18 protein-coding genes, 1 tRNA gene and 1 pseudogene are annotated in these 21,644 nt (G+C 69.0%); 10 read left to right on the top strand and 10 right to left on the bottom strand.

Annotation, left to right across the window (positions count from 1 at the left end; translation table 11 throughout):
- Positions 1-312: 312 nt before the first annotated feature.
- Complete coding sequence (locus PFX91_RS02410; protein WP_285729071.1) at positions 313-1,368, bottom strand: hypothetical protein; 1,056 nt, start codon at positions 1,366-1,368, stop codon at positions 313-315.
- A 344-nt stretch (positions 1,369-1,712) separates the two neighbouring features.
- Positions 1,713-2,729, bottom strand: coding sequence for a hypothetical protein (locus PFX91_RS02405; protein ID WP_285729069.1), 1,017 nt, complete (start codon positions 2,727-2,729; stop codon positions 1,713-1,715).
- A gap of 900 nt (positions 2,730-3,629) precedes the next feature.
- Here PFX91_RS02405 and PFX91_RS02400 point away from each other — a divergent pair.
- Positions 3,630-5,369, top strand: a complete 1,740-nt coding sequence (locus tag PFX91_RS02400; RefSeq protein WP_285729067.1) for a sensor histidine kinase — start codon at positions 3,630-3,632, stop codon at positions 5,367-5,369.
- A 349-nt stretch (positions 5,370-5,718) separates the two neighbouring features.
- Entirely contained in the window at positions 5,719-6,174 is a 456-nt protein-coding gene (locus PFX91_RS02395) for a hypothetical protein (RefSeq protein WP_285729066.1), read from the top strand.
- 5 nt (positions 6,175-6,179) lie between these two features.
- On the opposite strand, the gene PFX91_RS02390 is transcribed toward PFX91_RS02395, so the two are convergent.
- From PFX91_RS02390 to PFX91_RS02380, 3 genes are all read right to left on the bottom strand, one after another.
- Positions 6,180-6,851 (bottom strand): response regulator, encoded by a 672-nt coding sequence (locus PFX91_RS02390; protein ID WP_285729065.1) that lies wholly within the window; start codon positions 6,849-6,851, stop codon positions 6,180-6,182.
- Between the two features lie 225 nt (positions 6,852-7,076).
- Positions 7,077-8,579, bottom strand: coding sequence for an amidase (locus PFX91_RS02385; RefSeq protein WP_285729064.1), 1,503 nt, complete (start codon positions 8,577-8,579; stop codon positions 7,077-7,079).
- Between the two features lie 29 nt (positions 8,580-8,608).
- Positions 8,609-9,628: a D-2-hydroxyacid dehydrogenase gene (locus tag PFX91_RS02380; RefSeq protein WP_285729063.1), complete on the bottom strand. Its 1,020-nt coding sequence runs from the start codon at positions 9,626-9,628 to the stop codon at positions 8,609-8,611.
- 305 nt (positions 9,629-9,933) lie between these two features.
- Here PFX91_RS02380 and PFX91_RS02375 point away from each other — a divergent pair, with 305 nt between their 5' ends.
- The 4 genes from PFX91_RS02375 (at position 9,934) to PFX91_RS02360 (ending at position 12,882) form a co-directional block, all read left to right on the top strand.
- Complete coding sequence (locus PFX91_RS02375; RefSeq protein ID WP_285729530.1) at positions 9,934-10,416, top strand: DUF3830 family protein; 483 nt, start codon at positions 9,934-9,936, stop codon at positions 10,414-10,416.
- Positions 10,417-10,564: 148 nt separating this feature from the next.
- A complete protein-coding gene (locus tag PFX91_RS02370) occupies positions 10,565-11,359 on the top strand; it encodes a maleate cis-trans isomerase family protein (protein WP_285729062.1) in 795 nt (264 codons plus the stop codon).
- Between the two features lie 29 nt (positions 11,360-11,388).
- The gene (locus tag PFX91_RS02365; RefSeq protein WP_285729061.1) at positions 11,389-12,141 is read left to right on the top strand and encodes a maleate cis-trans isomerase family protein; all 753 of its coding nucleotides are present in this window, start codon (positions 11,389-11,391) and stop codon (positions 12,139-12,141) included.
- Between the two features lie 54 nt (positions 12,142-12,195).
- Complete coding sequence (locus PFX91_RS02360; RefSeq protein ID WP_285729060.1) at positions 12,196-12,882, top strand: GntR family transcriptional regulator; 687 nt, start codon at positions 12,196-12,198, stop codon at positions 12,880-12,882.
- Between the two features lie 608 nt (positions 12,883-13,490).
- Here PFX91_RS02360 and PFX91_RS02350 read toward each other — a convergent pair.
- Positions 13,491-14,954 carry an NAD-dependent succinate-semialdehyde dehydrogenase gene (locus tag PFX91_RS02350; protein ID WP_285729059.1) on the bottom strand — a complete coding sequence of 488 codons (1,464 nt, stop codon included), beginning with the start codon at positions 14,952-14,954 and terminating at the stop codon, positions 13,491-13,493.
- Positions 14,955-15,100: 146 nt separating this feature from the next.
- On the opposite strand from PFX91_RS02350, the gene PFX91_RS02345 reads away from it, so the two are divergent.
- The 3 genes from PFX91_RS02345 (at position 15,101) to PFX91_RS02335 (ending at position 18,257) form a co-directional block, all read left to right on the top strand.
- Positions 15,101-16,354, top strand: coding sequence for an aspartate aminotransferase family protein (locus tag PFX91_RS02345; RefSeq protein ID WP_285729057.1), 1,254 nt, complete (start codon positions 15,101-15,103; stop codon positions 16,352-16,354).
- A 337-nt stretch (positions 16,355-16,691) separates the two neighbouring features.
- Positions 16,692-17,876 (top strand): glycoside hydrolase family 64 protein, encoded by a 1,185-nt coding sequence (locus tag PFX91_RS02340; protein ID WP_285729056.1) that lies wholly within the window; start codon positions 16,692-16,694, stop codon positions 17,874-17,876.
- 305 nt (positions 17,877-18,181) lie between these two features.
- A tRNA-Arg gene (locus tag PFX91_RS02335) sits at positions 18,182-18,257 on the top strand.
- Between the two features lie 243 nt (positions 18,258-18,500).
- Here PFX91_RS02335 and PFX91_RS02330 read toward each other — a convergent pair.
- Together PFX91_RS02330 and PFX91_RS02325 are read right to left on the bottom strand one after the other, a co-directional pair.
- Positions 18,501-19,175 carry a tyrosine-type recombinase/integrase gene (locus PFX91_RS02330; RefSeq protein WP_285729055.1) on the bottom strand — a complete coding sequence of 225 codons (675 nt, stop codon included), beginning with the start codon at positions 19,173-19,175 and terminating at the stop codon, positions 18,501-18,503.
- A gap of 12 nt (positions 19,176-19,187) precedes the next feature.
- Positions 19,188-19,910 carry a hypothetical protein gene (locus tag PFX91_RS02325; RefSeq protein WP_285729054.1) on the bottom strand — a complete coding sequence of 241 codons (723 nt, stop codon included), beginning with the start codon at positions 19,908-19,910 and terminating at the stop codon, positions 19,188-19,190.
- A 160-nt stretch (positions 19,911-20,070) separates the two neighbouring features.
- Here PFX91_RS02325 and PFX91_RS02320 point away from each other — a divergent pair, with 160 nt between their 5' ends.
- Positions 20,071-20,295, top strand: coding sequence for a hypothetical protein (locus PFX91_RS02320; RefSeq protein WP_285729053.1), 225 nt, complete (start codon positions 20,071-20,073; stop codon positions 20,293-20,295).
- On the opposite strand, the pseudogene PFX91_RS02315 reads toward PFX91_RS02320, so the two are convergent.
- Together PFX91_RS02315 and PFX91_RS02310 are read right to left on the bottom strand one after the other, a co-directional pair.
- A pseudogene (locus tag PFX91_RS02315) lies at positions 20,292-20,618 on the bottom strand (integrase core domain-containing protein); the annotation flags it as partial. The gene PFX91_RS02320 and the pseudogene PFX91_RS02315 sit on opposite strands and share 4 nt — an antisense overlap.
- 108 nt (positions 20,619-20,726) lie before the next feature.
- Positions 20,727-21,491 (bottom strand): transposase family protein, encoded by a 765-nt coding sequence (locus tag PFX91_RS02310; RefSeq protein ID WP_285729052.1) that lies wholly within the window; start codon positions 21,489-21,491, stop codon positions 20,727-20,729.
- Between the last annotated feature and the right edge of the window lie 153 nt (positions 21,492-21,644).

Below are 21,644 nucleotides of genomic sequence, written 5' to 3'. Positions count from 1 at the left end.
CCGGTGCCGGGGCGAGGAACCTCGTCGGGACGAGGAGTCCGCCACCCGTGTCGGGGCATCGGCCAGACTCGGCGAGCGTGCTCCGCGTCGGACCCGCCCATGGACCGCACGGACACAGCAGAGACCGCGGCCCCGGTCCCCCCGGTCCGGAGCCGCGGTCGTACCTCGGGCGACGGGGACTCCCGCCCTTCCACCGGTACGCGCCTGGAACCCCCACAGTTCCCCATGGCGCTTCGTCAGTGGAAGGTGGTCCCGCGCGCCGCCCGAGGCCTGTGCGTCCGCCACGACCGGCGGACGCACGTTCCAGAAAGGTCAGACGAGGTCGCCGGACAGTGTGTCGTCCAGCGCACCGGTGTCGACGGCGGGCAGACCCAGATCGGGCATGCCCTTGACCCCGACCAGGTCGTTGCCGAAGGTGTCACCACTGGGAGAGAGCTGCGTCGTACGGACGGTGTCGACGAGGAGTTCGGTGGCGGAGGCCACCTCGGGGCCCGCCACGGGCAGGGCGTCCTCGGGAACCGGCAGCAGCTCGATCGGGGCGTCTCCGATGGGCTGGGGCAGGTCACCACGGCCGGCGGACATGGGCAACACGTCGTCGGACAGCACCAGGTCGGAGACCAGACCGGCGGCGCCTCCGGTCAGGTCGGTGTTCTGACTGTCGACGAGGGTGACGGGACTTTCCGCAGCGGCCAGGGGCAGCGTCCCCTCGCTCAGCAGACCTTCGCCGAGCAGGTCCGACAGCGGATCGGCGGCGGGCGCGGCCTGAGCCGACCGCTGAGGCTCACTCGGCTCGTACAGATCGCCCAGGAAATTCGAACTGAACAGACTCGTCAGCAGACCCGACGCGGGGCTGTCGGCGGTGGGCGCGGCCTGGGCCAACGGCAGAGTCCCACCACCCACGCCCAGACCGCTCAGCAGATCCCCACCCAACAGGTTCCCGCCGAGCAGACCCGACAGCGGATCGGTGGTGGGCGCGGCCTGGGCCAACGGCAGCACGTCCTGGCCGGAGTCCAGGACCGTGCTCAGCGGACCGATGTCGGCGGCGTTGTCCTGCCCGGTGGTGATCGGTGCGTCCGTGGAGACGAGGTCACCGAGCCCCACGCCCAGGGCCTCGGGCGCGGACTGGTGACGCACGTCGGGTCGAGCGGAGATCTGCCCGGGTTCGATCTTGGCCAGTTCACCCAAAGGCGTGGTCAGGCCCTCCGTCAACGGAGCCGGGACCTGACCGCCCAGGTCGTCCAGGGCCAGGCCGCCGGTGGCGTCGCCGAGGACGTCCGCCCCCGCGATCCCGGTACCGAGGGCGACGAAACCCGCGGTGCCGGCGGCCATCAGGAGGGTCCTGGCGGAGGTACGGGCTGTGTTGAACATCGTGTGGTCCTTCCGGAGTTGCGTACGTGGCCGTCGTGTGGACGTCGGAGCGGGTGTCGTTCCCCTCGTCCGACGGCCCGTTCCCCTGGCGGGGAGGGATCCGTCCGTTGCGAGCTTTCCGGGGAAGGCCCGTCGCTCCTGGCGGGAGCGACCGGCTCGGCCGGTCTTCAGTCGTGGGTCTGGCTGACCACGGCCTGACGTGAACCTCGCCGTCGAGGTGCGCGGCTCACGTCAGTTCCCAGAGAAGTCCGGATCGATCGCTCACCGTGACGGTTCGTGAGCGTTCCGGGGCTGGGAGGGTGCGCGCCTGAGAAGGTCGCGGAGCGACCTGGGAGGGGAGCCCGCTAGTCGGGCGAGAAGGTCGGCTCGTCGGCGGACTCGGCCGGGACCGAGCGCAGGACGTGCCAGGCGGCCTGGAGTCGGCCGGGGGCCGGGGCCGGGGCGCCGGTGCCGGTCAGGTAACCCGCGAAGGCGGTGCCGGAGACCGGGCCCCCCGTGGCGGTACCGGTGGCGGCGCTGTTCTGGGCCGGATGCGCCGAACCTTCGGCCGCGAGTGGCGTGAAGGTCTTCTCGGCGGCCGGTTCGGCGTCGTACGGCGCCGTGGTGACCGGGTCCGTGTAGACCGGAAGGAGCCGCGGTCCGGTGTCCTCGTGAGGCTCTACGGTGTCCTGGTCCTTCGTCGGCGTACCGTCTCCGGTCCCGGAGCGGGCGGCGGGGCGTCCCTCGTCGGAAGGTGCCGTGCCGGGAACGGGACTCCAGAGGAGGTGTCCCTCCCCCGGGTCGGTCGTCGTCCGGATCATGTCGTGGACCTGCCGCGTGACGCCGTCGCCCACGGACGCCAGAGCCGGGACGACGGGGGCCGGGCGGGCGAACACCATACGTGTGGCGCCCTCGCCCACGGCCATGACCGTCTCGGTCAGCGGCTCGTTGACCTTGGTCGCGGTCGTCGGGATCCGACCCACGACGTCCATGTGCTCGACGTCCGTCCGCGGAACGGAGGACTGCGCGGTGCCCGCCACGGTGGCCGGGAGCACGCCCGCCCCGTTCGTGCCGGACGGTTCCGTGTCCGGCCGCGTCCGATCCGCCGTGGGGTGCTCGGAGCGGCCCGGGTCCCGCTGTTCTTCGGAGTCCCCCTGCGCGCTCTGGGAGGCCGCGCCCTGACCGAGCAGGGCCGTGGTCTCCCGCACCAGATCGGCGCCCACCGGCCCCTCCTCGGCCCGGACGGGCTCGGAGGCCGCCAGCCAGGCGGCGATCAGGGTCGCGCAGAGCAGCGCGATGAGCAACAGCGCCCGCCGGACCGGTGCGGGGAGCACGGCGGAACGAACGCCGTGGGCGCTCGTGAGACCGTGAACTCCAGACACCGGGGTTCCTTCCATCAGGGGTGCGGGCCCCACACGCGAAAACCGTCAGGGCCGGGACGACGCCGCGGAGCAGCGCGTTCGGGGGCGTGGGACGCGGACCCCGAAGGGCCTTGGTGCGTCCGCTGACCGCGACGTTAGCATGAATTAGACGACCGGAACCCCGAATCTTCGTTAATTCCTGCCCGCCGGAACCGGTTACTGATCAGAAGGATGTGGCAAACCGGCGAAAAACCAACGACAATTCGACCATTACACCCAAGAAATAACTCGCATTGCCAGATCATCCGACCGGTTCTGCGGAGCTCGACCACCCTGTTCGGGGTTCTCCTGTCCGAAGGCGGGAATCTCCGACCCTGGTGGCCGAGGACCTGCCGTCACCGGCGTCAATCGACACCCGAGGGGGTGGACCATGGTCACGTTTCCCACGGACGAGAGGGTCCGTTGCTCGGTCTCTCCTCAGCGACCTCGGCGATCCCCGTCGACGGCTGCCACGACGAACGACGGGACCCTCTCGGAGAACGGTGACGAAACGGGGCATGGAGGCCATGTGAGTGTGACATCCGGTGCGGAACGTGTACAAGGGGAGATACTTGATTCCTCACCCGGTGTCGAGCACGTCGCCCTCCTTCCCCCCAGCGGCGGGGAGACGGCGGATGAGGACCGACCGCTCCGCGATCGGTGGCCGTGCGCGTTCGTCATACACGCCCACGGCACTCTCCCGAGACCCGCCCCTCTCGGAAGAGCCCCCGGCACGCCGTCCCTCGGCGAGCCGGAGACCACCACGACCTCAGGGAAGAACCTGCGCCTGCCGCGGCGAGCGGACGGTCACACCTACAGCACGCGGAAGGAGGCAGGGGCTTCCTTCCCCGCCTGAAGGCGGGGGTGTCCGCCCCACATCAGATGCCCGAGAGCCCCCAGAGTCACTCCTTGTCCCCCGACAACCTGAAAGACCTGCTCACGGAGGTGCGCTCGCTGGACTCGCGCATGTCCGCGCACAGCCGGGTGCGCTCCCTGTTGCAGGCCGTCCTGACCATCGGCAGTGATCTGGACCTGGCGACGGTGCTGCGCAGACTGACCGAGGCCGCGGCCACGTTGACCGGTGCGCGGTACGCGGGGTTGGGCGTGGTGGACGACGAGGGAGACTTCAGCGAGTTCATCCCCGTGGGACTCGACAAGGAACAGGCCGCGCGCATCCACCGCTTCCCCCACGGAAGAGGCGTCCTCAGAGTGCCCCTGAACGAGCGGGCACCGCTGCGACTGTCCGACCTGAGCGAACACCCCGAGTTCGAGGGTTTCCCCGAGGGACATCCGCACATGAGCAGTTTCCTCGGAGTGCCCATCCAGGTGCGCAACGAGGTGTTCGGCAACCTCTACCTCACCGACAAGGTCGTCGGCGGAGAGTTCGACGAGGAGGACGAGGCGATGGTCACCGCGCTGGCCACCGCCGCCGGCGTGGCCATCGAGAACGCCCGGCTGTACGAGGAGGCGCGGCTGCGCGAGCGATGGCTGGCGGCGTCCACCGAGGTCACCACCCGCCTGCTGTCGGGCGCGGGGACCACCGACGTGCTCGCCCACATGGCCGAACAGGCCCGGGACATCGGCGGCGCCGACACGGCCGTGATCATGCTGCCCGACCCCCACGCCCGAGGGCACCTGTTCGCCGAGATCGCGGACGGCCCCGTCGCCAAGGAGATCCTGGGCACGGCCGTCGCCATCCACGACTCGGTGTGCGGCTGGGTGTACGAAACGGGTGAGGCCAAGGGCATCCCCGACCTGGAACAGGCGAGCTGCCCGATGCTCTCCCACCACGGTTACGGTCCCGGCCTGGTGGTGCCGCTGGGCACCCCCGGCAACACGCGCGGAGTCCTGCTGCTGGGCAAACTGTCCGACAGGCCACCGTTCACCTCGACCATCCGGAAGATGCTGCACGGATTCTCGGTACAGGCCGCGGTGGCCCTCGAACTGGCCGAGGCCCGACATGACACCGAGCGGCTCGCGGTGCTGGAGGAGCGCGACCGGATAGCCAAGGACCTCCACGACGTGGTGATCCAGCGGCTGTTCGCGTCGGCGATGACTCTGATGAGCACCATGCGCCTGGTCACCTCGTCCGAGGCCGAGGAACGGGTCCAGCGGACCATCGACGAACTGGACGGCACCATCCGGGAGATCCGGTCGACGATCTTCGACCTACAGAACCCGCCGAGCCGTATGGACTCCTCGCTGCGTGAACGCATCCTGCGGTTGGCCGAGAACACCGCGCACAGCCTCGGCTGTCATCCGGGGGTGAGCCTGGACGGGCCGATCGACGCCTCCGTGCCCGACGAGATCGGCGAGCAGCTGCTCGCGGTGCTCGGAGAAGGGCTGACCAACGTGGCCCGGCACGCCAAGGCCACGGAGGTGCACGTGTCGGTGACGGTGGAGGAGACCTCGACCACCGGACGCCCCACGACGCTCACGCTGACGGTGACCGACAACGGCGTGGGCCTGCCCGAGGAGGGGCGGCGCAGCGGTCTGCGCAACCTGGAACAGCGGGCCCAGGCGCTGGGCGGCGGGTTCACCGCGCGAAGACAGGACGGCGGGGGCACGGTGCTGGTGTGGCGGGTGCCCGTCTCCCAGGCGCCGCCCGCGAACGACTTCTGAGTACTCACGACGGAGCCCGACGACCACGGAGACCCCGGGGGGTCGTGGAAGCGCTCCCGGAACGGCCGGGGGTCGTGGAAGCGCTCCCGGAACGACCGGAGGGCGATGGTGGACGCGACCGCGTACACGGACCACGAAGGCCGGGGGCGCTCCTCCGTCGCGCTCCTCGGGACGGGGAAACGGAGGGGATCGCCCACCGCCTGAGCGACGCCCCGTGGTCGAGGCGTGGTCCCCTCGCTCCGAGGCGGAGCCGCGCCGGTCACGGGACTTCCACCGCGGGCCGTCGGCGCGGGGACCTCCGTTCGCCGTTCCCTCCCTCGCGGGAGCCCGTCGACACGGGGACACGTCGGTGAGCGTCGAAAGCGAGCCGACCGGCACTCCGTCGGGCACCGGGAGCACAGGCGACCGGAGCGACCACGTGAAGGTCCGGAGGTCGGTGGTCCACGGTGATCCGTGCCCGGAGGACATCCTCGTGGACTCGGCCGGACGTCCGAGGACGGCACTCGACCAAGGCTCGGTCACCACGGCCGGGGTCGACGCCTTCGACGCCTCCACGGCCAGGGGTGCCTGCGACATGTCCGGCCCCGACCCGTGTTCACACGACGACGGTCTCCTGGAACGCCTGACGGGCCGCTCTCGCGATCCGTGGGTGCTCCACCGAGCCGCCTACGCCGTGGCGGGAGCCGACGCCTACGACTCCGCCGCCGGGGACGGGCGCCTCACCTGGTGCGCGGCCGTGTTCGACCACGAGGACGTCAAGGGGCCGCTCGGCGCCTTCCCCCTGACCCGGGACCGACTCCGGTGACGGGGTCAGTAACGGCGACCGCGCAGCTCCGCCACGAGCACGGCGGCCTGCGTGCGACGCTTGAGATCCAGTTTGGAGAGCAGGGCGGACACGTAGTTCTTCACGGTCTTCTCCGCCAGGTACAGGCGCTCCCCGATCTGCCGGTTGGTCATCCCCTCACCGATGAGGTCGAGGATCTGCCGTTCCTGCGGGGTCAGTTCGGCCAACGGGTCCGGTTCGGCCTGGGCTCCGCGCAGCCTCTCCAGCATCGCGCCGGTGCTGCCCGAGTCCAGGAGGGAGCCACCGGAGGCGACCGTGCGCACGGCGCCCACGAGGTCGGCGCCGTGGATCTGCTTGAGCACGTATCCGGCCGCACCGGCCATGACCGCGTCGTACAGCGCGTCGTCGTCGGCGAACGACGTCAGCATCAGGCAGGCGATGTCGGGATGGTCCGAGCGGATCTCCCTGCACACCTGCACCCCCGATCCGCCGGGCAGTCGCACGTCGAGGACCGCGACGTCGGGCAGCACCACCGGGATCCGGGCCAGCGCCTGCTCGGCCGTCCCGGCCTCGCCGACCACGGTCATGTCGTCCTCGGTCTCCAACAGGGCGGCGACACCGCGCCGGACCACCTCGTGGTCGTCCACCAGAAACACCCTGATCGGCTTGCGAGCGCCCTCTGCTCCACCGCCCGTCATCGGCTCACCCTCATCCTCGCGTCCACCGCGATCCACACACCGCTTCGAGGAAGACGGTAATACGTGTGGAGGGCGACACCTGGGTCGTTAGGCACGGAACCGCCCAGCCAAAGGTCCCCAAAAGGACAATTCACCCCTGCCTGAGACGCAAACCACCTGATCACACCCGATATGGGCATCGTCACCCGCGTCATTCACCGCATTCACCGCGCCGCGGCCTCGGTGTCACGGCCTCCGATCCGCCCAGGGCCGGGCGAGTTCGAAGGCACGGCAGGCAGCCAGCACCCGCGCGTCGGCGTGCCGTGGCCCCACCACCTGGAGCCCCACCGGAAGCCCCGCCGTGGTGAATCCGCAGGGCACGCTCGCGGCGGGCTGTTGGGTCATGTTGAACGGATAACTGAACCCCGCCCACGAGGTCCACCGTTCACCCTCCAGACCGGGCGGTGACTCGAGCCCCGCCTCGAAGGCCGGGATCGGCGTCGTCGGTGTCAGCAGCAGGTCGTACTCGGTGTGGAAGCGCCCCATCCGGGCGCCCATCTCCATCCGCAGGGCCATCGCGGTCAGGTAGTCCTGCGCCGAGTAGGTCAGTCCCTCCTCGATCACCGCGCGCAGTCCCGGATCGAGCAGGTCCCGCTGCCGTGCGGTCAGTCTCTCCGTGGCCTTGGCCACGCCGGAGAACCACAGCACGTGGAACTGCGCCCGTGAGTCGGGCAGGTCGGGGTCGGTCTCCTCCACCCGGGCGCCCAACCGCTCGAAGACGGCGACCGCGTCGGCGACCGCCCGGGCCACCTCCGGGTCCACGTCCAGCCCGCCCAGAGTGGGGCTGTAGGCGATCCGCATGCCGCGCACCAGTTCCTCGGCGTCGGTGCTCCGCCGGACGTCGCCGAGACCGGGCTCCGGCGGGGCCAGTGCGGCCCAGTCACGCGGGTCGGGTCGGGAGACGACCTCCAGCATCAGGGCCATGTCGCCCACCGTGCGGGTCATCGGCCCGGTGTGCGCGAGCGAGCCGAAGGGACTGGCGGGGTAGTGCGGCACCAACCCCCAGGTGGGCTTGATCCCGCAGGTACCGGTGAAGCCGGCCGGGATACGGATCGACCCGCCCCCGTCCGTGCCCGTGGCCAGCGGGGACATCCCGGCCGCGACCGCCGCCGCCGACCCTCCGCTGGAACCGCCCGGGGTGGTGGACAGGTCCCACGGGTTGCGGGTGACGCCGGTGAGGGGGCCGTCGGTGACGCCCTTCCACGCCAGTTCGGGCGTGGTCGTCTTGCCGACGAAGACCGCTCCGTTCTCCCGCAGCCGGGCCACCACGGGAGAGTCCTCCTCCCACGGCCCCTCCTGGGGAGTGGTGACCGACCCCTTCAGGGTGGGCCACCCCCTGGTGAGGTGGATGTCCTTGACCGCGGTCGGCACCCCGTCCAGGTCCCCACGGGGTTCTTTGCGCCGCCACCGTTCGGTGGACGCGCGAGCCGCCTCGCGGGCCTCCTCCGGACGCACCAGGCAGAAGGCGTTGAGGGCCGGATCGCTCCTCTCCACACGTTCCAGGACGGCGTCCACGGCCTCCACCGGGGACAGTTCCCCGGTGGCGTAGGCCGTGAGCAACTGCTCGGCGGACATGTCGGCCGGTGTGGTGGGCACACCTGGCCTCGCGCGCGGGATCGCGGTCGTTTCGGGGACGGCCTCGGCCGCCCCCGCGCCCTCGGTCCCGGCCCGGCCGGAACGGATCGTCACTTCAGCCTCCCATGTCACGCCGTCAGGGGTCAGCCGGGCACGTAGCCGCGGCTCTTGTCGACCACGTTGAGCAGTTCCCGCCCGTCCAGACGTCGGGCCAGGTTGTCGAGGAACAGGTCCATGAGGTCGTCGCGCCAGCCGACGACGTCACCGGCCATGTGGGGTGAGACCACCGAGCCCGGCAGCCCCCACAGGGGAGAGATCGCCTTGAGCGGCTCGTTCTCGAACACGTCCAACGCCGCCCCGGCGATGCTCCCGCCGTCGAGCGCCCTGACCAGGTCGTCCTGGACCACGATGGGTCCGCGTGCCACGTTGATCAGGCGCGCGGTGTGCTTCATCGATCCCAGGAAGCGGCGGTCGACCAGACCGCGGGTGGCGTCGGTGAGCGGTGCCGCGATCACGACGTAGTCGGCTTCGGGGAGCACGCTCACCAGGGTGGGACCGCCGTCGGACCCGCGCTCGGCGAGACTGGACTCGACCACGGTGCCGAAGTCGGGATCGCCCTCACGGGCGCGACTGCCCGAGGCGCTCACCCGCATCCCCACGGCCGTCAGCTTGCGTGCGATCTGTCGACCGATGGGCCCGGTCCCCACCACGAGGGCCCGCTTGCCCGCCACGCGCTCGGTCTCCCGGTGCTCCCAGCGGTGTTCGCGCTGGTGGTCCCAGGTCCTCTGGAAGTCCTTGGCGAACGCGATGACCTGCCCGAGCACGTATTCGGCGATGGGCTCGTCGAACACCCCCCGGGAATTGGTGACCGTGACGTCGCTGTCGACCAGTTCGGGGAACATGAGGTTGTCCACGCCGGCGGTGGCCGCGTGCACCCAGTCCAGGGAGTCGGCCTTGGACCAGGCCGAGGCGAGCGCCTCGGTGAACAGGTCCCACACCAGCAGCACGTGGGCCCCGGGCAACCTGGCCGGGAGTTCGTCGGCGGTGGCGTAGACGACCCCGCCCAACCGGGGGTCGTCGTCCATCCGCTCATGGCCGGGAGGAAGGTCGTCCCCGTGGAGGACGAGGACTCTGGGGCGGTCGTGGGGAACGGGACTGTTCACGGGCGTGCACTCTCCGGTCGGCGGCGGTTTCAGAGAGGTCGTCGGGAATTACGGGGATCGCCCTGCACGGAAAACGCTAGGGAGCCGACATAGGATTGTCAACAATCCACAAATCGGCGGTTCCCCTCGTAACCAGCACCTCTCGCACCACTGATGTAACACTCCCGAGATACCCACTCACACCGGGGTTATTGCCGCACCCAGGCCATGGACCCTAGGATTGTCAACAATAAACAGTTCGACCACAGAGCCGTTCCCGCAGGCCCGCTCTCCGACGCCGAAGGGACCACTCATTGCCCAGGTACATGACCATCACCCTGGCCCGACGCGGAGTCTCCTGCGTGGCCGAACTCCTGGACAAGGACGCACCCCGCACCTGCGAGGCGGTGTGGGGCGCCCTCCCTCAGGGCGACGCCGTCCAGCACGCCAAGTACGCGCGCAACGAGGTCTACACGATGGTGCCGAGGTTCGCGGCGACCGAGCCCGGTCGGGAGAACCCCACCGTCACGCCGATCCCCGGCGACGTCGTCTACTTCTCCTTCGACGAGGGCATGCTCGACCGCGGTTTCAAGGAGGACAAGGGGATCGACCACCTCCCCGGCGTCATCGACCTCGCCCTCTTCTACGGACGTAACAACCTCCTTCTCAACGGCGACGTCGGATGGGTCCCCGGCAACGTGTTCGCCACCGTCGTCGAGAACCTGCCCGCCATGGCCGAGGCCTGTAACGACGTCTGGCGCTCCGGGAGCGTCGGCGAGCGGCTGTTGTACGAGCGGCTGGAGCGCTGACCCGGCCGGAGAGGACCACACGGGGCCCACACGTCCGCGTGGATCGCGGACCCCGAACCGGAAGACCACACCGACGACCCCTTCCGTGGGAGAACACGTCCTCGCGCGGAAGACGAACGACGACACGTTCCCGGGAGGTGAGTGACCGATGCGGACCGAAGAAGACCAGGGCACCGGTACGCGGCAACAGATCCTGAAGCTGGCCGCGACCACGCGGACACCGTGGCAGGCGGGGGTCGGCGTCATCGCGCCCTACGACTTCGCGCTCGACCGCGAACTGTGGCGCTGGGCGCCCGACGACGTCTCGCTGTACATCACGCGACTGCCGTACGTCCACGTACCGGTGACGGTCGACCAGGCCGCCGCCCTGTGCCGGGAGGAGCACGTGGCGCCGGCCGTCCGCGCGCTGCTCGCCCCCGAGCCTTTGGCCATCGGTTACGCGTGCGCCTCGGGCAGCTTCGTACACGGCCTGGAGGGTGAACGACACCTGCACCGCACCCTTGTGGACGCGGGGGCGTCCGCCGCCGTCACCACCTCCGGAGCGCTGCTCCAGGCCCTGGACGCGCTCGGCGTGGACCGGATCGCGGTCGTCACGCCGTACGTGGACAGTGTGACCGACCGACTCCTGGCCTACCTCGCCGAACACCGCGTCGCGGTGACCTCCAGCGTGGGCCTGGGGCTGCTCGACCACATCTGGCGGGTGACCTACGACGAGGTGTCGTCCGCGGTGCACTCGGCGGACCGCCCCGAGGCCCAGGCGATCTTCATCAGCTGCACGAACGTACTGACCTACGACATCATCGCGCCTTTGGAGGGGGAGCTGGGCAAACCGGTGATCGCGGCCAACCAGGTGACCATGTGGGCGGTGATGAGGGCCGTGGAGCGCCGGGCCGTGGCCCGGGGACAGAGCCTGATCGACGTCGCCGCCACCAGTGCCGTCTGACCCGCGGGGCGCGACCGAAGGAGAGCGTCATGACCAGAGTCGGATTCCTGTACCCCGGATTCAGTGCCCAGGACGATTACGGGGCCTTCGCCGAACTGCTCGGAGGAGATGTCGAACTCCCCGTGGTGCACACGCTCATGCGTGTGGACGCACACCGGGTGGACGCCCTGCTCGACGTCGGCAGTGAGGAGGTGCTCGCCGAAGGAGCCCGGAAACTGGCCATGTTGGAGGTGGACGCCGCGGTGTGGGCCTGCACCAGCGGAAGCTTCGTTCTCGGCTGGGACGGTGCCCGCGACCAGGTCCGGAGGATGCGCCGGGTGATCGGGGCGCCGTCGTCGAGCACCTCCTTCGCCTTCGTGCACGCGTTGGGACAACTGCGCGTGTCACGGGTGGCGGTCGCCGCCACCTACCCCGAGGACGTCGCCCGGCGCTTCGTGGACTTCCTGACCGCGGCCGGGGTGACCGTACTGTCGATGGCCAGCCACGGCGTCGCCACCGCGGCCGAGGTGGGCGACCTGGACCCCGACGACGTCCTGGACTTCGTCATCTCCAACGACCATCCACGGGCCGAGGCCGTTCTGGTCCCGGACACCGCTCTGTACAGCGCCCACCTGGTCGAACCCATGGAGGCGTTGCTCGGCAAGACCGTGCTCACCGCCAACCAGGTCAGCGTGTGGGAGGGGCTGCGTCTGGCGGGTCTCACCGCCGCTCGCGGCTCCGGCCCCGGGACCCTGTTCCGCTCGGGCTCGACCATCGTCAACAGCGTTCTGACCACCCGTTAGTCTCGACGGGATGCCCGTTTCATCCCTGTCCCGGACCGAAAGGACACGCCGAACATGACCGCCCCAGGTCAGCTCAGACCCGTGCCCCGGCGCTCCACAGCGGAGCTGATAGCCGAACAGCTGCGGGCGGCGATCATGTACGGTTCGCTCGCCCCGGGGGACCAACTCGGCGAGGCGGAGTTGGCCGGACGGCTCGGGGTGAGCCGCGGCCCTCTGCGCGAGGCGATGCAGCGCCTCGTCCAGGAGGGGCTGCTGCGCAGTGAGCGGCACAGGGGCCTGTTCGTCCGTGAACTCACCCCCACCGACGTCCAGGACATCTATGTGGCACGACTCGCCGTCGAGCGGACCGCGTGCGAGCTGATCATGCGCGGCAACCGCGGCGAGGCGGTCGCCCGGCTCACACCGGCCCTGGACCGGCTCGCCGCGGCGGCGAACGGCGGGGATCGCGACGCCATGAGCGACGCCGATCAGGCCTTCCACCAGACCCTGGTGAGCTGTGCGGGCAACGGACGCCTGGAGCGGATGGCGCAGACGCTGCTGGTGGAGACGCGGATGTGCCTGACGGTGATGCAGAAGGTGTATCCGGAACCGGGGGAACTCCTCGACGAGCACCGTCGCATCCTGGACGCGATCGTGGACGGGGACGAGGAGGAGCTGATGCGTCTCATCGAGGCGCACATGGTGGACACGGTCGCCCGCATCAACGGTGACGTCGCGGAACCGGGCTCCGAAGACCGGTAGGAGGGAGTCCGTCCGGGTGACGGGAACCCCATAGGGGACCGAACATCCTCGCTGGTCACACAGCAGACGGCGAACTGGACAAGGAAGGGCCGGACCCCGTGTGGTCGCAGCTCGCAACCGTCCTCGTGGCAAGGGTCGAGCGTGGCGACCACCCGCCGCACAGGCCCGTTCCGAGCTTCACGCACCTTGTCCAGGAGTTCGGTGTCGCACGCGGGACCATCCGCAAGACGACGCGATACCTCGCAGAACACGGACGCGTGCGCGCACGGTGCATGGTCGTGGGGTGTTCGTGCTCCTCACGGAGCGAGCCGTCCAGGACAACGAGAGCCCCGACTGCTCCCCTCAGGGGAAGGGCGGGGTCGCGTCGCGTGAACACCCGGCCCGGCCTCGACGTTCACCCCGACCTCGCGAGGGCGTGGAAAAGCCCCGCCACGTGAGCCGTGACGGGGTGAGAACGGGGACGGAGCGGCAAGCGGTCCATGCCTGGAGCGGCGGGCTCGGCCTCCGGTGGAACGAACGGTTCTTCGGCCGTCCACACGAACCGTGGACGCCCGCCTCCCTGAGCCGTCCGAGGCCTCGGCGCGGGCCGGGACCGGGTCGCCGCGAGGTCAGATGCCGCCGATCCCCACGTACTTGGTCTCCAGGAACTCCTCGATACCGACGTTGCCGCCCTCGCGGCCCAGGCCGGAGTGCTTCACCCCGCCGAAGGGAGCCGCCGGGTTGGAGACGACACCCTGGTTGAGACCGACCATGCCGGTCTCCAACGACTCACTGACCCGCAGCGCCCGGTTGAGGTCACGGGTGTAGACGTAGCTCACCAGGCCGTACTCGGTGTCGTTGGCGGCCCGCAACACCTCCTCCTCTGTCTCGAAGGGGAGCACCGGGGCCACCGGGCCGAAGATCTCGGTGGAGGAGAGTTCGGCCGCGAAGGGCACGTCGGCGAGCACCGTGGGCTGGTAGAAGTGCCCCGGACCATCGCCCGGCCCACCGCCGACCAGCACGCGGGCACCCCGGTTCACCGCGTCGTCCACCAGGTGCTGCACCTTGTCACGCGCCTTGTCGTCGATGAGCGGACCCACGTTGACGCCCTCGTCCAGGCCACGTCCCATACGCAGTGCGCCCATGCGCCGGCTGAGCCGCTCGGAGAACTCCTCGGCCACCCCGGCCTGCACGTAGATGCGGTTCGCGGCCGTGCACGCCTCACCGATGTTGCGCATCTTGGCGAGCATCGCGCCGTCCACCGCGGCGTCCAGGTCCGCGTCGTCGAAGACCAGGAAGGGCGCGTTGCCGCCCAGTTCCATGGACGTGCGCAGGACCTGAGGTGCGCTCTGCTCGATGAGCTTGCGCCCCACCCCGGTGGAACCGGTGAAGGACAGCTTCCGGATGCGCCCGTCGCTCAACAGCGGTTCGGTGACCGCACCCGGGTCCGTGGCGGGGATGACGCTGAGAACACCCTCCGGCAGCCCGGCCTCGGCCAGGATCCCCGCCAGAGCGAGTGCCGACAGGGGTGTCTGCTGGGCGGGCTTGAGCACCATGGTGCATCCGGCCGCGATGGCGGGACCGATCTTGCGGGTGCCCATCGCCATGGGGAAGTTCCAGGGGGTGATGAGCATGGAGGGACCGACCGGCTGGCGCATGACGAGAAAGCGCGACTTGCCGTCGGGGGAGATGGAGAACCCACCCTCGATACGGACGGCCTCCTCGGAGAACCAGCGCAGGAAATCGGCGGCGTAGGCGATCTCGCCCTTGGCCTCGGCCAGGGGCTTGCCCATCTCCAGGGTCATCAGGATCGCCAGGTCCTCCTGACGCTCCATGAGAAGTTCGTAGCTTCTACGCAGGATCTCGCCGCGCTCCCGGGGCGCGGTCGCCGCCCATCCCGGCTGGGCACGGTGCGCGGCGTCCAAGGCGTCGAGCGCGTCCTCCTTGCCCGCGTCCGCGACCTCGCAGAGCGTCTCACGGGTGGAGGGGTCCTCCACTTCGAACGTGGCACCCGAAGCGGCGTCGCGCCACGTGCCTCCGATGAACAGCCGCTTGTCCACCTGCCCGACGACCCGTGCTTCCTGCTCCGACATGTTCACTACTCCCCGGTCGAGAATCGGCCTGTGGTCAGAACTGCCCAACGTGCGCCCACTGGACACCGTCGCGGCACGGATGTTTCCATAGCAGCGTCGATTGTCAACAATCCTACGGAACTCGTGACAAGGAATCGAGGCATCGCATGGCGGAGCTCTCCCCGATCCTCAAACAGGCGACACCGGTCGTCGCCGCCCGAGGCGAGGGCGCCTACATCTACGACGAGGACGACCGCCGCTATCTCGACTTCACCGCCGGCATCGGTGTCACCAGCACCGGCCACTGCCATCCCCGGGTGGTGGCCGCCGCCCAGGAACAGGTGGCGACCCTGATCCACGGCCAGTACACCACCGTGATGCACCGGCCACTGCTGCGACTCACCGAGCGACTCGGAGAGGTGCTGCCCCAGGGACTGGACCGACTGTTCTACGTCAACTCGGGCAGCGAGGCCGTGGAGGCGGCCCTCCGACTGTCCCGCCAGGCGACCGGACGGCAGAACGTCATCGTGCTCCAGGGTTCGTTCCACGGCCGGACCATGGGCGCGGCGTCGCTGACCACGTCCGGGGTCAGGCTCCGGGCGGGCATCGGCCCGCTGATGCCCGGCGTGGTGGTGTCACCGTTCCCGCACGCCTATCGACTGGGGATGTCGGAGGCCGACGCGGTCGCCTACGCGCTGCGCGAACTGGACTACCTGTTCTCCACCGTGACCTCGCCCCGGGACACCGCGGCCGTGTTCGTCGAGCCGGTGCTGGGGGAGGGCGGTTACGTCCCCGTCCCGGACGCCTTCTTCCAGGGACTTCGCGAGCGCGCGGACCAGCACGGTTTCCTCCTGGTCGCGGACGAGGTGCAGACCGGCTTCGGACGCACGGGCACGTTCTGGGGGCACGAGCCTTCGGGTGTCCGCCCGGACGTGGTCATCACCGCCAAGGGGCTGGCCAGCGGCTTCCCGCTGTCCGCGATCGCCGCCCCGGCCTCGATCATGGAGAAGGCGTGGCCGGGCTCCCAGGGCGGCACCTACGGCGGCAACGCGGTGTCCTGCGCCGCGGCGCTGGCCACGCTGGACGTGATCCAGGAGGAGGGCCTGGTGGAGAACGCCGCGCGCATGGGCGAGCGGCTGCGCCAGGGACTGGAGAGGGTCGCCAAGGCCAACCCGGTGATCGGCGACGTGCGCGGACGGGGGCTGATGATCGGCAGCGAGTTCACCGCCGCGGACGGCACCGCCGACGGTGCGACCGCGCAGCGCGCCCAGCAGGCCGCGGTCAAGAACGGACTGTTGCTGCTGACCTGCGCCCCTGAGGCGAACGTGGTGCGGATGATCCCGCCGTTGATCGTGACCGAGGACCAGGTCGACGACGCGGTGTCGCTGTGGGAGGCCTCCGTGAAGGAGGCGGTCTCCTGAGCGAGGGGACGCTCCTGTGCGGGGGCGGGCGGCCACGGGCCGTCCGCCCCTCCTGCGAGTCCGGAGAACCCGGCGGTCTCGTGTGTCCCTGGAGTGCGAAGTCGGGGGCTTCTCGACCCCTCCACATCACCCCTTTCACATCGACCCCACAGACATCCGCCCCTGTTCCGCTAAACCGAGGGTCACTCGGAAAATATATGACTTGAGTCACATGACAACTTTGTTACCAGTAAGGATGCGACCCGGGCCCGGCACGACCCTCGTCGACACTTGACGTAACCGTCCCACTACGGAGACATTGGGGCCCCTCCCTCCCGCACACCAGTGAGGAAACCCCATGATCGACCGAAGACTGTTCCTCGGCGGCGCCTCCCTCGCCGCCGTGAGCGTCCCCCTCCTCTCCGCCGCCGGCTGCTCCTCCCTCGAGGAAGGGGCCGAGCTCACCTCCGAGACAGGCAATCCGGGAGCGCTCCCGGTCACCGTCTCCAACGAGAGCGGCGCCTTCTCCGACGGTGAGATCCTGGTGTACATCGTGGGGACCGACCTGACCACGGACCGGCCGTGCAGAGTCGACGCCGACGGGATCGCGCACCCGATCAGCGAGTCCGACAACACCGACGACGGGTTCACCGACTACGCGATCCCGCTCTCCTCGGTCGGTGAGTTCTCCCTGCCCTTCATGTCGGGCCGCATCTACTTCGCCCTCGGCGGCAAGCTGGGGTTCAAGGTGGTCATCGACGGCAACGGCCGTCCCGCCTTGCAGTACCCGGCGGGATGGGTGGAGTCCGACCCCGGCCACGGGGTTCTGCACGACACGGTGGAGTTCACCCACGACGAGACCGGCATGTACTGCAACACCAGCATGGTCGACCAGTTCAGCGTGCCGCTGGGCATCCGGCTCCAAGGCGAGGCGGACCAGACCACGGGCACGTTCAAGCCGGGCGGACGCGACGCCGTGTTCGCGACGCTGTCCGCCGATCCCGACTTCTCCCCGCTCGTGGTCGGGAACGGCCGACGTGTCATCTCGCCGGGACACGGAATGGACGCCGGCCTCTTCCCGTCCGACTTCTACGACTCCTACATCGACGAGGTGTGGTCGCGTTACAGCACGACCGACCTGCGCGTGACCACCAACGCGGGCACTTTCACCGGCCGCGTGGACGGTTCGGGCATGCTGGTCTTCGACGGCGGCGTGGCCCCGATCGCCAAGCCCAGCACCCGCGACGTGTTCTTCTGCGACGGGGCGCTGCACGCTCCCAACGACGGGATCACCGGCCCGGTGGCCGCGATCCTGGGCGCGGCGTTCAACCGCTCCACCCTGCTCGACACCGCCGAACACCCCGTCACCGACCCCGCGGCCTTCTACGGCCACGAGATCACCAACCGGTACGCGGCCGCCTTCCACGACAACACCGTGGACGGCAAGGCCTACGGCTTCGCGTTCGACGACGTGTCGGACTTCGCCTCCTACATCCAGGACCACGCCCCGGTGTCGCTGCACGTGACCCTCACTCCGTTCTGACAGGCCCCCGTCCAGCGCCCGGACCCTCCGACGAAGGCGCGAGGAGGGGCGGCGACGGGGACCGTGCTCCCACGGTGCGAACCGTCGAGGGATCGAGGGGCGGGTCGGCCGGCGCGCGGCCTACCCGCCCCTCGACGCGGTCCCCTCCCCCACCGCGAGGGCGTTTCTCTCCGGGGGCGGGCCGATGTCGTCACGCCCCGTCCATGACCCGCCTCACACGGAGAATCCGGTCGGACCGCTTCCTTCATCGTGATAGAGTCGGAGACGTCGCCGGGGAGACCAAGCGACACACAACTGAACAGCAGGCACTCGTAGCTCAATGGATAGAGCATCTGACTACGGATCAGAAGGTTGGGGGTTCGAATCCTCCCGAGTGCGCCACCTTGAGACAGTGGAGAGAGCGCCCGGACCTGCACCAACAGGCCGGGCGTTCCCTTTTGTGCCAGGGCAGGGCATCCGGCTGGCAGCGACCGGATCCGGCCTCCTACGGACGGCTGTGGCGAATACGTGGTGAAGTTTTCAGCGCCCCAGGTTCCACAGAGACGCTTGGCTCGACCAGGGATATGAGCCTGGTCACTCATGGTTTTCTGTGTCCTGAGGTGCGGTCCGATACGGGCGTGATGGTCAGAAACCCTCAAAACCCTTCGCCCCACGACGCTTGTCGCGTTCTTCGTTGCCGTCGATGCACTTGGCGTAGACCCGCAGGAGCACCTCTTGGCTGTGGCCAGCCCAAGCCGCCACCTGGGCGGGGCTGATGCCCTCGTTGAGCCAGGTGGACACGCACGCGCGTCGCAGGTCGTAGGGCACCTGGGCGAGCGTGCTCTCCTGCTGCTCCTTGGTGAATACGGTCTTGCGAGCCCGGTGCCACGCCTGCCGGTAGACACCTGTGGCCAACTGGTGGCCACGCACACCGAAGAAGACCAACCCGTCCGGACCTTCTCCGAACTCGTCCCGGTGAGCCCGCAGGATCCGGGACAGGCGCGGCGAGCAGGGCACGGGCCTGCTTTCGTTCTCGGCTCGCCCCTTGGGTTGCCGGCGATCGCGCTGCCGGCCGGAGTCCGTCCATCGCTTACCGACATCGGGCGTGACTTCGCGGACGATGAGTCGCCCCCAGTCCTCTTCAGGCTCGGGATCGCACCACTGCTCCTGCTCGGGATCCCATACCCGAGGCTGCAGGTGCACCGCGGACCACTTGAGGTTGACGGCCTCCTCCGGTCTCAGGGCTGACAGATAGAGAGTGGAGAAGAACGCCTCCAGCCGGGGCCCACTCGGTCTCTGAGCTGCAATCGCGTCGACCATGGCACGCACCTGTTACGGGTTGGGCACCGAGGTCTGATCGAGCTCTTGGCTCACCTTGGGAGCCTTCCACTTCACCTGGGACAGGGGATTGACCTTGAGGTGCCCGCACTCAACGGCGTAGTCAAAGAGATGGGACAGGACTCGCTTGGCCTTGATGGCACTTCTCGCCGCGACTCGTGTTCCGTCTTTCTTCTCGCTGACCCTCGCCAGGAAAGTACGGGTGGTCGCGTTATCCTCAAAGGCACTCAGCGGAACAGTGTTCTGTTCGATCCAGTGGATCGCGGAAGCGATGTCGGCGGGTTTGTCTGTACCCCTGTGCTCGGCGTTATATGACCATGCCTGCAGGGCCTTCCTGATGAGGTCGCGCTGCGGCTTTCCGGTGGTCTTCTTCCACAGGACCTCTGTGGCATCCGTGAGGATCCGGGCGCGGTCCTTGCGATGATTTCCAGAGACCCCCTTCCAGTGGTCATCGACATACCTGCAGACGAAGGCGTACCAGCTCACCTCTTCTCTCTTTGTCCAGGAGACCGGTCGCCCGGTGGTGAGGGAGAAAGCTTCGCCGCGGTTGACGGCAGTCTTGAGTTCCGAGCGGAAAGAATCCGCCAGGGCGCTTGTGGGAAAGGTTTCCGGCCACGCCTTTTTTCCAACTTTCCACCTGACAGTGGAGGTGGTTCCGTTCTTTCCTTTGTACTTCCTGGCGCTCCAGATTTTCACATCGTAGGTAGTGTTCTCCATCAGTGAGGTGATCTCAATGAGTTCAGAGGCCGGGAGGAAAGCCGAGAACAGCTGAAAGGTGATACCGGGGTGTGAACCGTCGTTCCCCTGACACGGGCGTGGAGCCCCAGGTAGAAGGCGAGGTGTCGAATTTCCGCCGGACCACCATGAAAGGCTCCACGTGGTTCCCTATACTGCCACCCTCGACGTGGACCAGGCCACCGTTTGGCACGTTCCCGCCCTCCTAGCGGCCGAACGCCGCCGCATCGGCACCCCCGCCCGCTCCCGTGCCCTGACCTGCTACAAGCAGGCCGTCCTGCTCCTGCGCTGGTTTCGTGACGACACCGCCATCGAGGCCCTGGCCAGGGACAACCACATCTCCCGTGTTTCGTGCCGGGTTCTTTAGAGGCTCGGAACCAACGCTTCGTCCTGCTCTGACATCGATTCCTGCTGGTAGAAGTTGTCTTCGAACTCCGCTGGCGGGACCAGCCCGATCTCGCCGTGCAGACGGCGGTGGTTGAACCAGTCCACGTACTCGGCCACCGCGATCTCCACTTCGTCCAGCCCCCGCCACGGACCCCGGTTACGGACCAGCTCGGCCTTGAACAGCGAGTGGAACGCCTCGGCCAGAGCGTTGTCGTAGGAATCGCCGGTGGAGCCGGCCGAGGCCACCGCCCCCGCCCCCGCCTCGGCCAGCCGCTGGGTATAGCGCACCGCCAGATATTGGGTGAGTTCAATCGGTCGTTGCAACACCGGGCTGCTGGAGTGAGCGTAGTTGCTCTTCGAAGACCTCGGCCGGAGTCTGCCAGCCCACCACGCGGCGGGAGTGAGCCTTTTTCATCCTGCTTCTCGGAGCTGAAGGACCAGCGCCGCGCGGGTGATCTGGCCGGCTCGGTGCGGGCAGCAGCGTAGGCGGCGCAGGATGTGCCACTGCTTGAGCTGGGCGATCGCGCGTTCACCCGGTGAGCGGAGCTTGGCGTGGGCGGCGTTGGCGTCCTTCTTCCACCGCGGCTTGCCGCGGCCCTTGAACGGGCAGAACACCACCTCGGCCAGGCCTGCGTAGCCCTTGTCGCCCAGGCCGAGCAGGCCGGCGTCCTCGATGCGCTCGGCGATCTTCCAGATCCGGGCGGCCTTGGTGTCGTGTACCGCTTCGGGCAGCGACCAGGAGGTCCACAGCGGTTCACCGTCGGGGGCCGCGACGACCTGGATGTTCATGCCGTGCTGTTTGTGCTTGCCGGAGGAGAACGGCCGGTCGGCCGCCACCCGGTCACAGGCGAGGAGGGTCCCGTCGACGATCACGTACGCCCAGTCTTTGCGGCGGGCGCGGCGCAGCCCTTGTTCCAGGGTGGGCGCCTGCTCAGCCGGCAGACCGATGGTTTCTTGCACGTACCGCCAGGCGGTGGTGGTGCCGATGCCGAACCCGGCCGCGAGGTGGGTGAACGGCTCGCCCTTGGACAGGTGGACCAGCACCAGCAGGGCCTGTTGTGCCGGATCCAGGCGGCGCCACCGGGACCCGGCTCGGGAGCGGTGGGCGCGGATGGTAAGGGCTGCCAGGTTCAGGGTGCGGCGTGACAACGGCAGCGCGGAGCGGTAGAACAGCATGCAGAGCCCTTGGTGTGGCAGGTTTTCTTGGTCGTTAACCCACCTACCAGGGGCTTCTTGTTGTCAGGGGTGCTTCTACGTGGTCGGTACACGGCTGTGACCTGTGCCTTCAAGATGAAAAAGGCTCATTGGAGGACGTCGCCATGGTGGACC

Source organism: Nocardiopsis sp. ATB16-24 (assembly GCF_030271535.1).
GTDB lineage: Bacteria > Actinomycetota > Actinomycetes > Streptosporangiales > Streptosporangiaceae > Nocardiopsis.
Note: the sequence above shows the minus strand (reverse complement) of the source record. Positions and strands in the feature narration are given on the sequence as shown.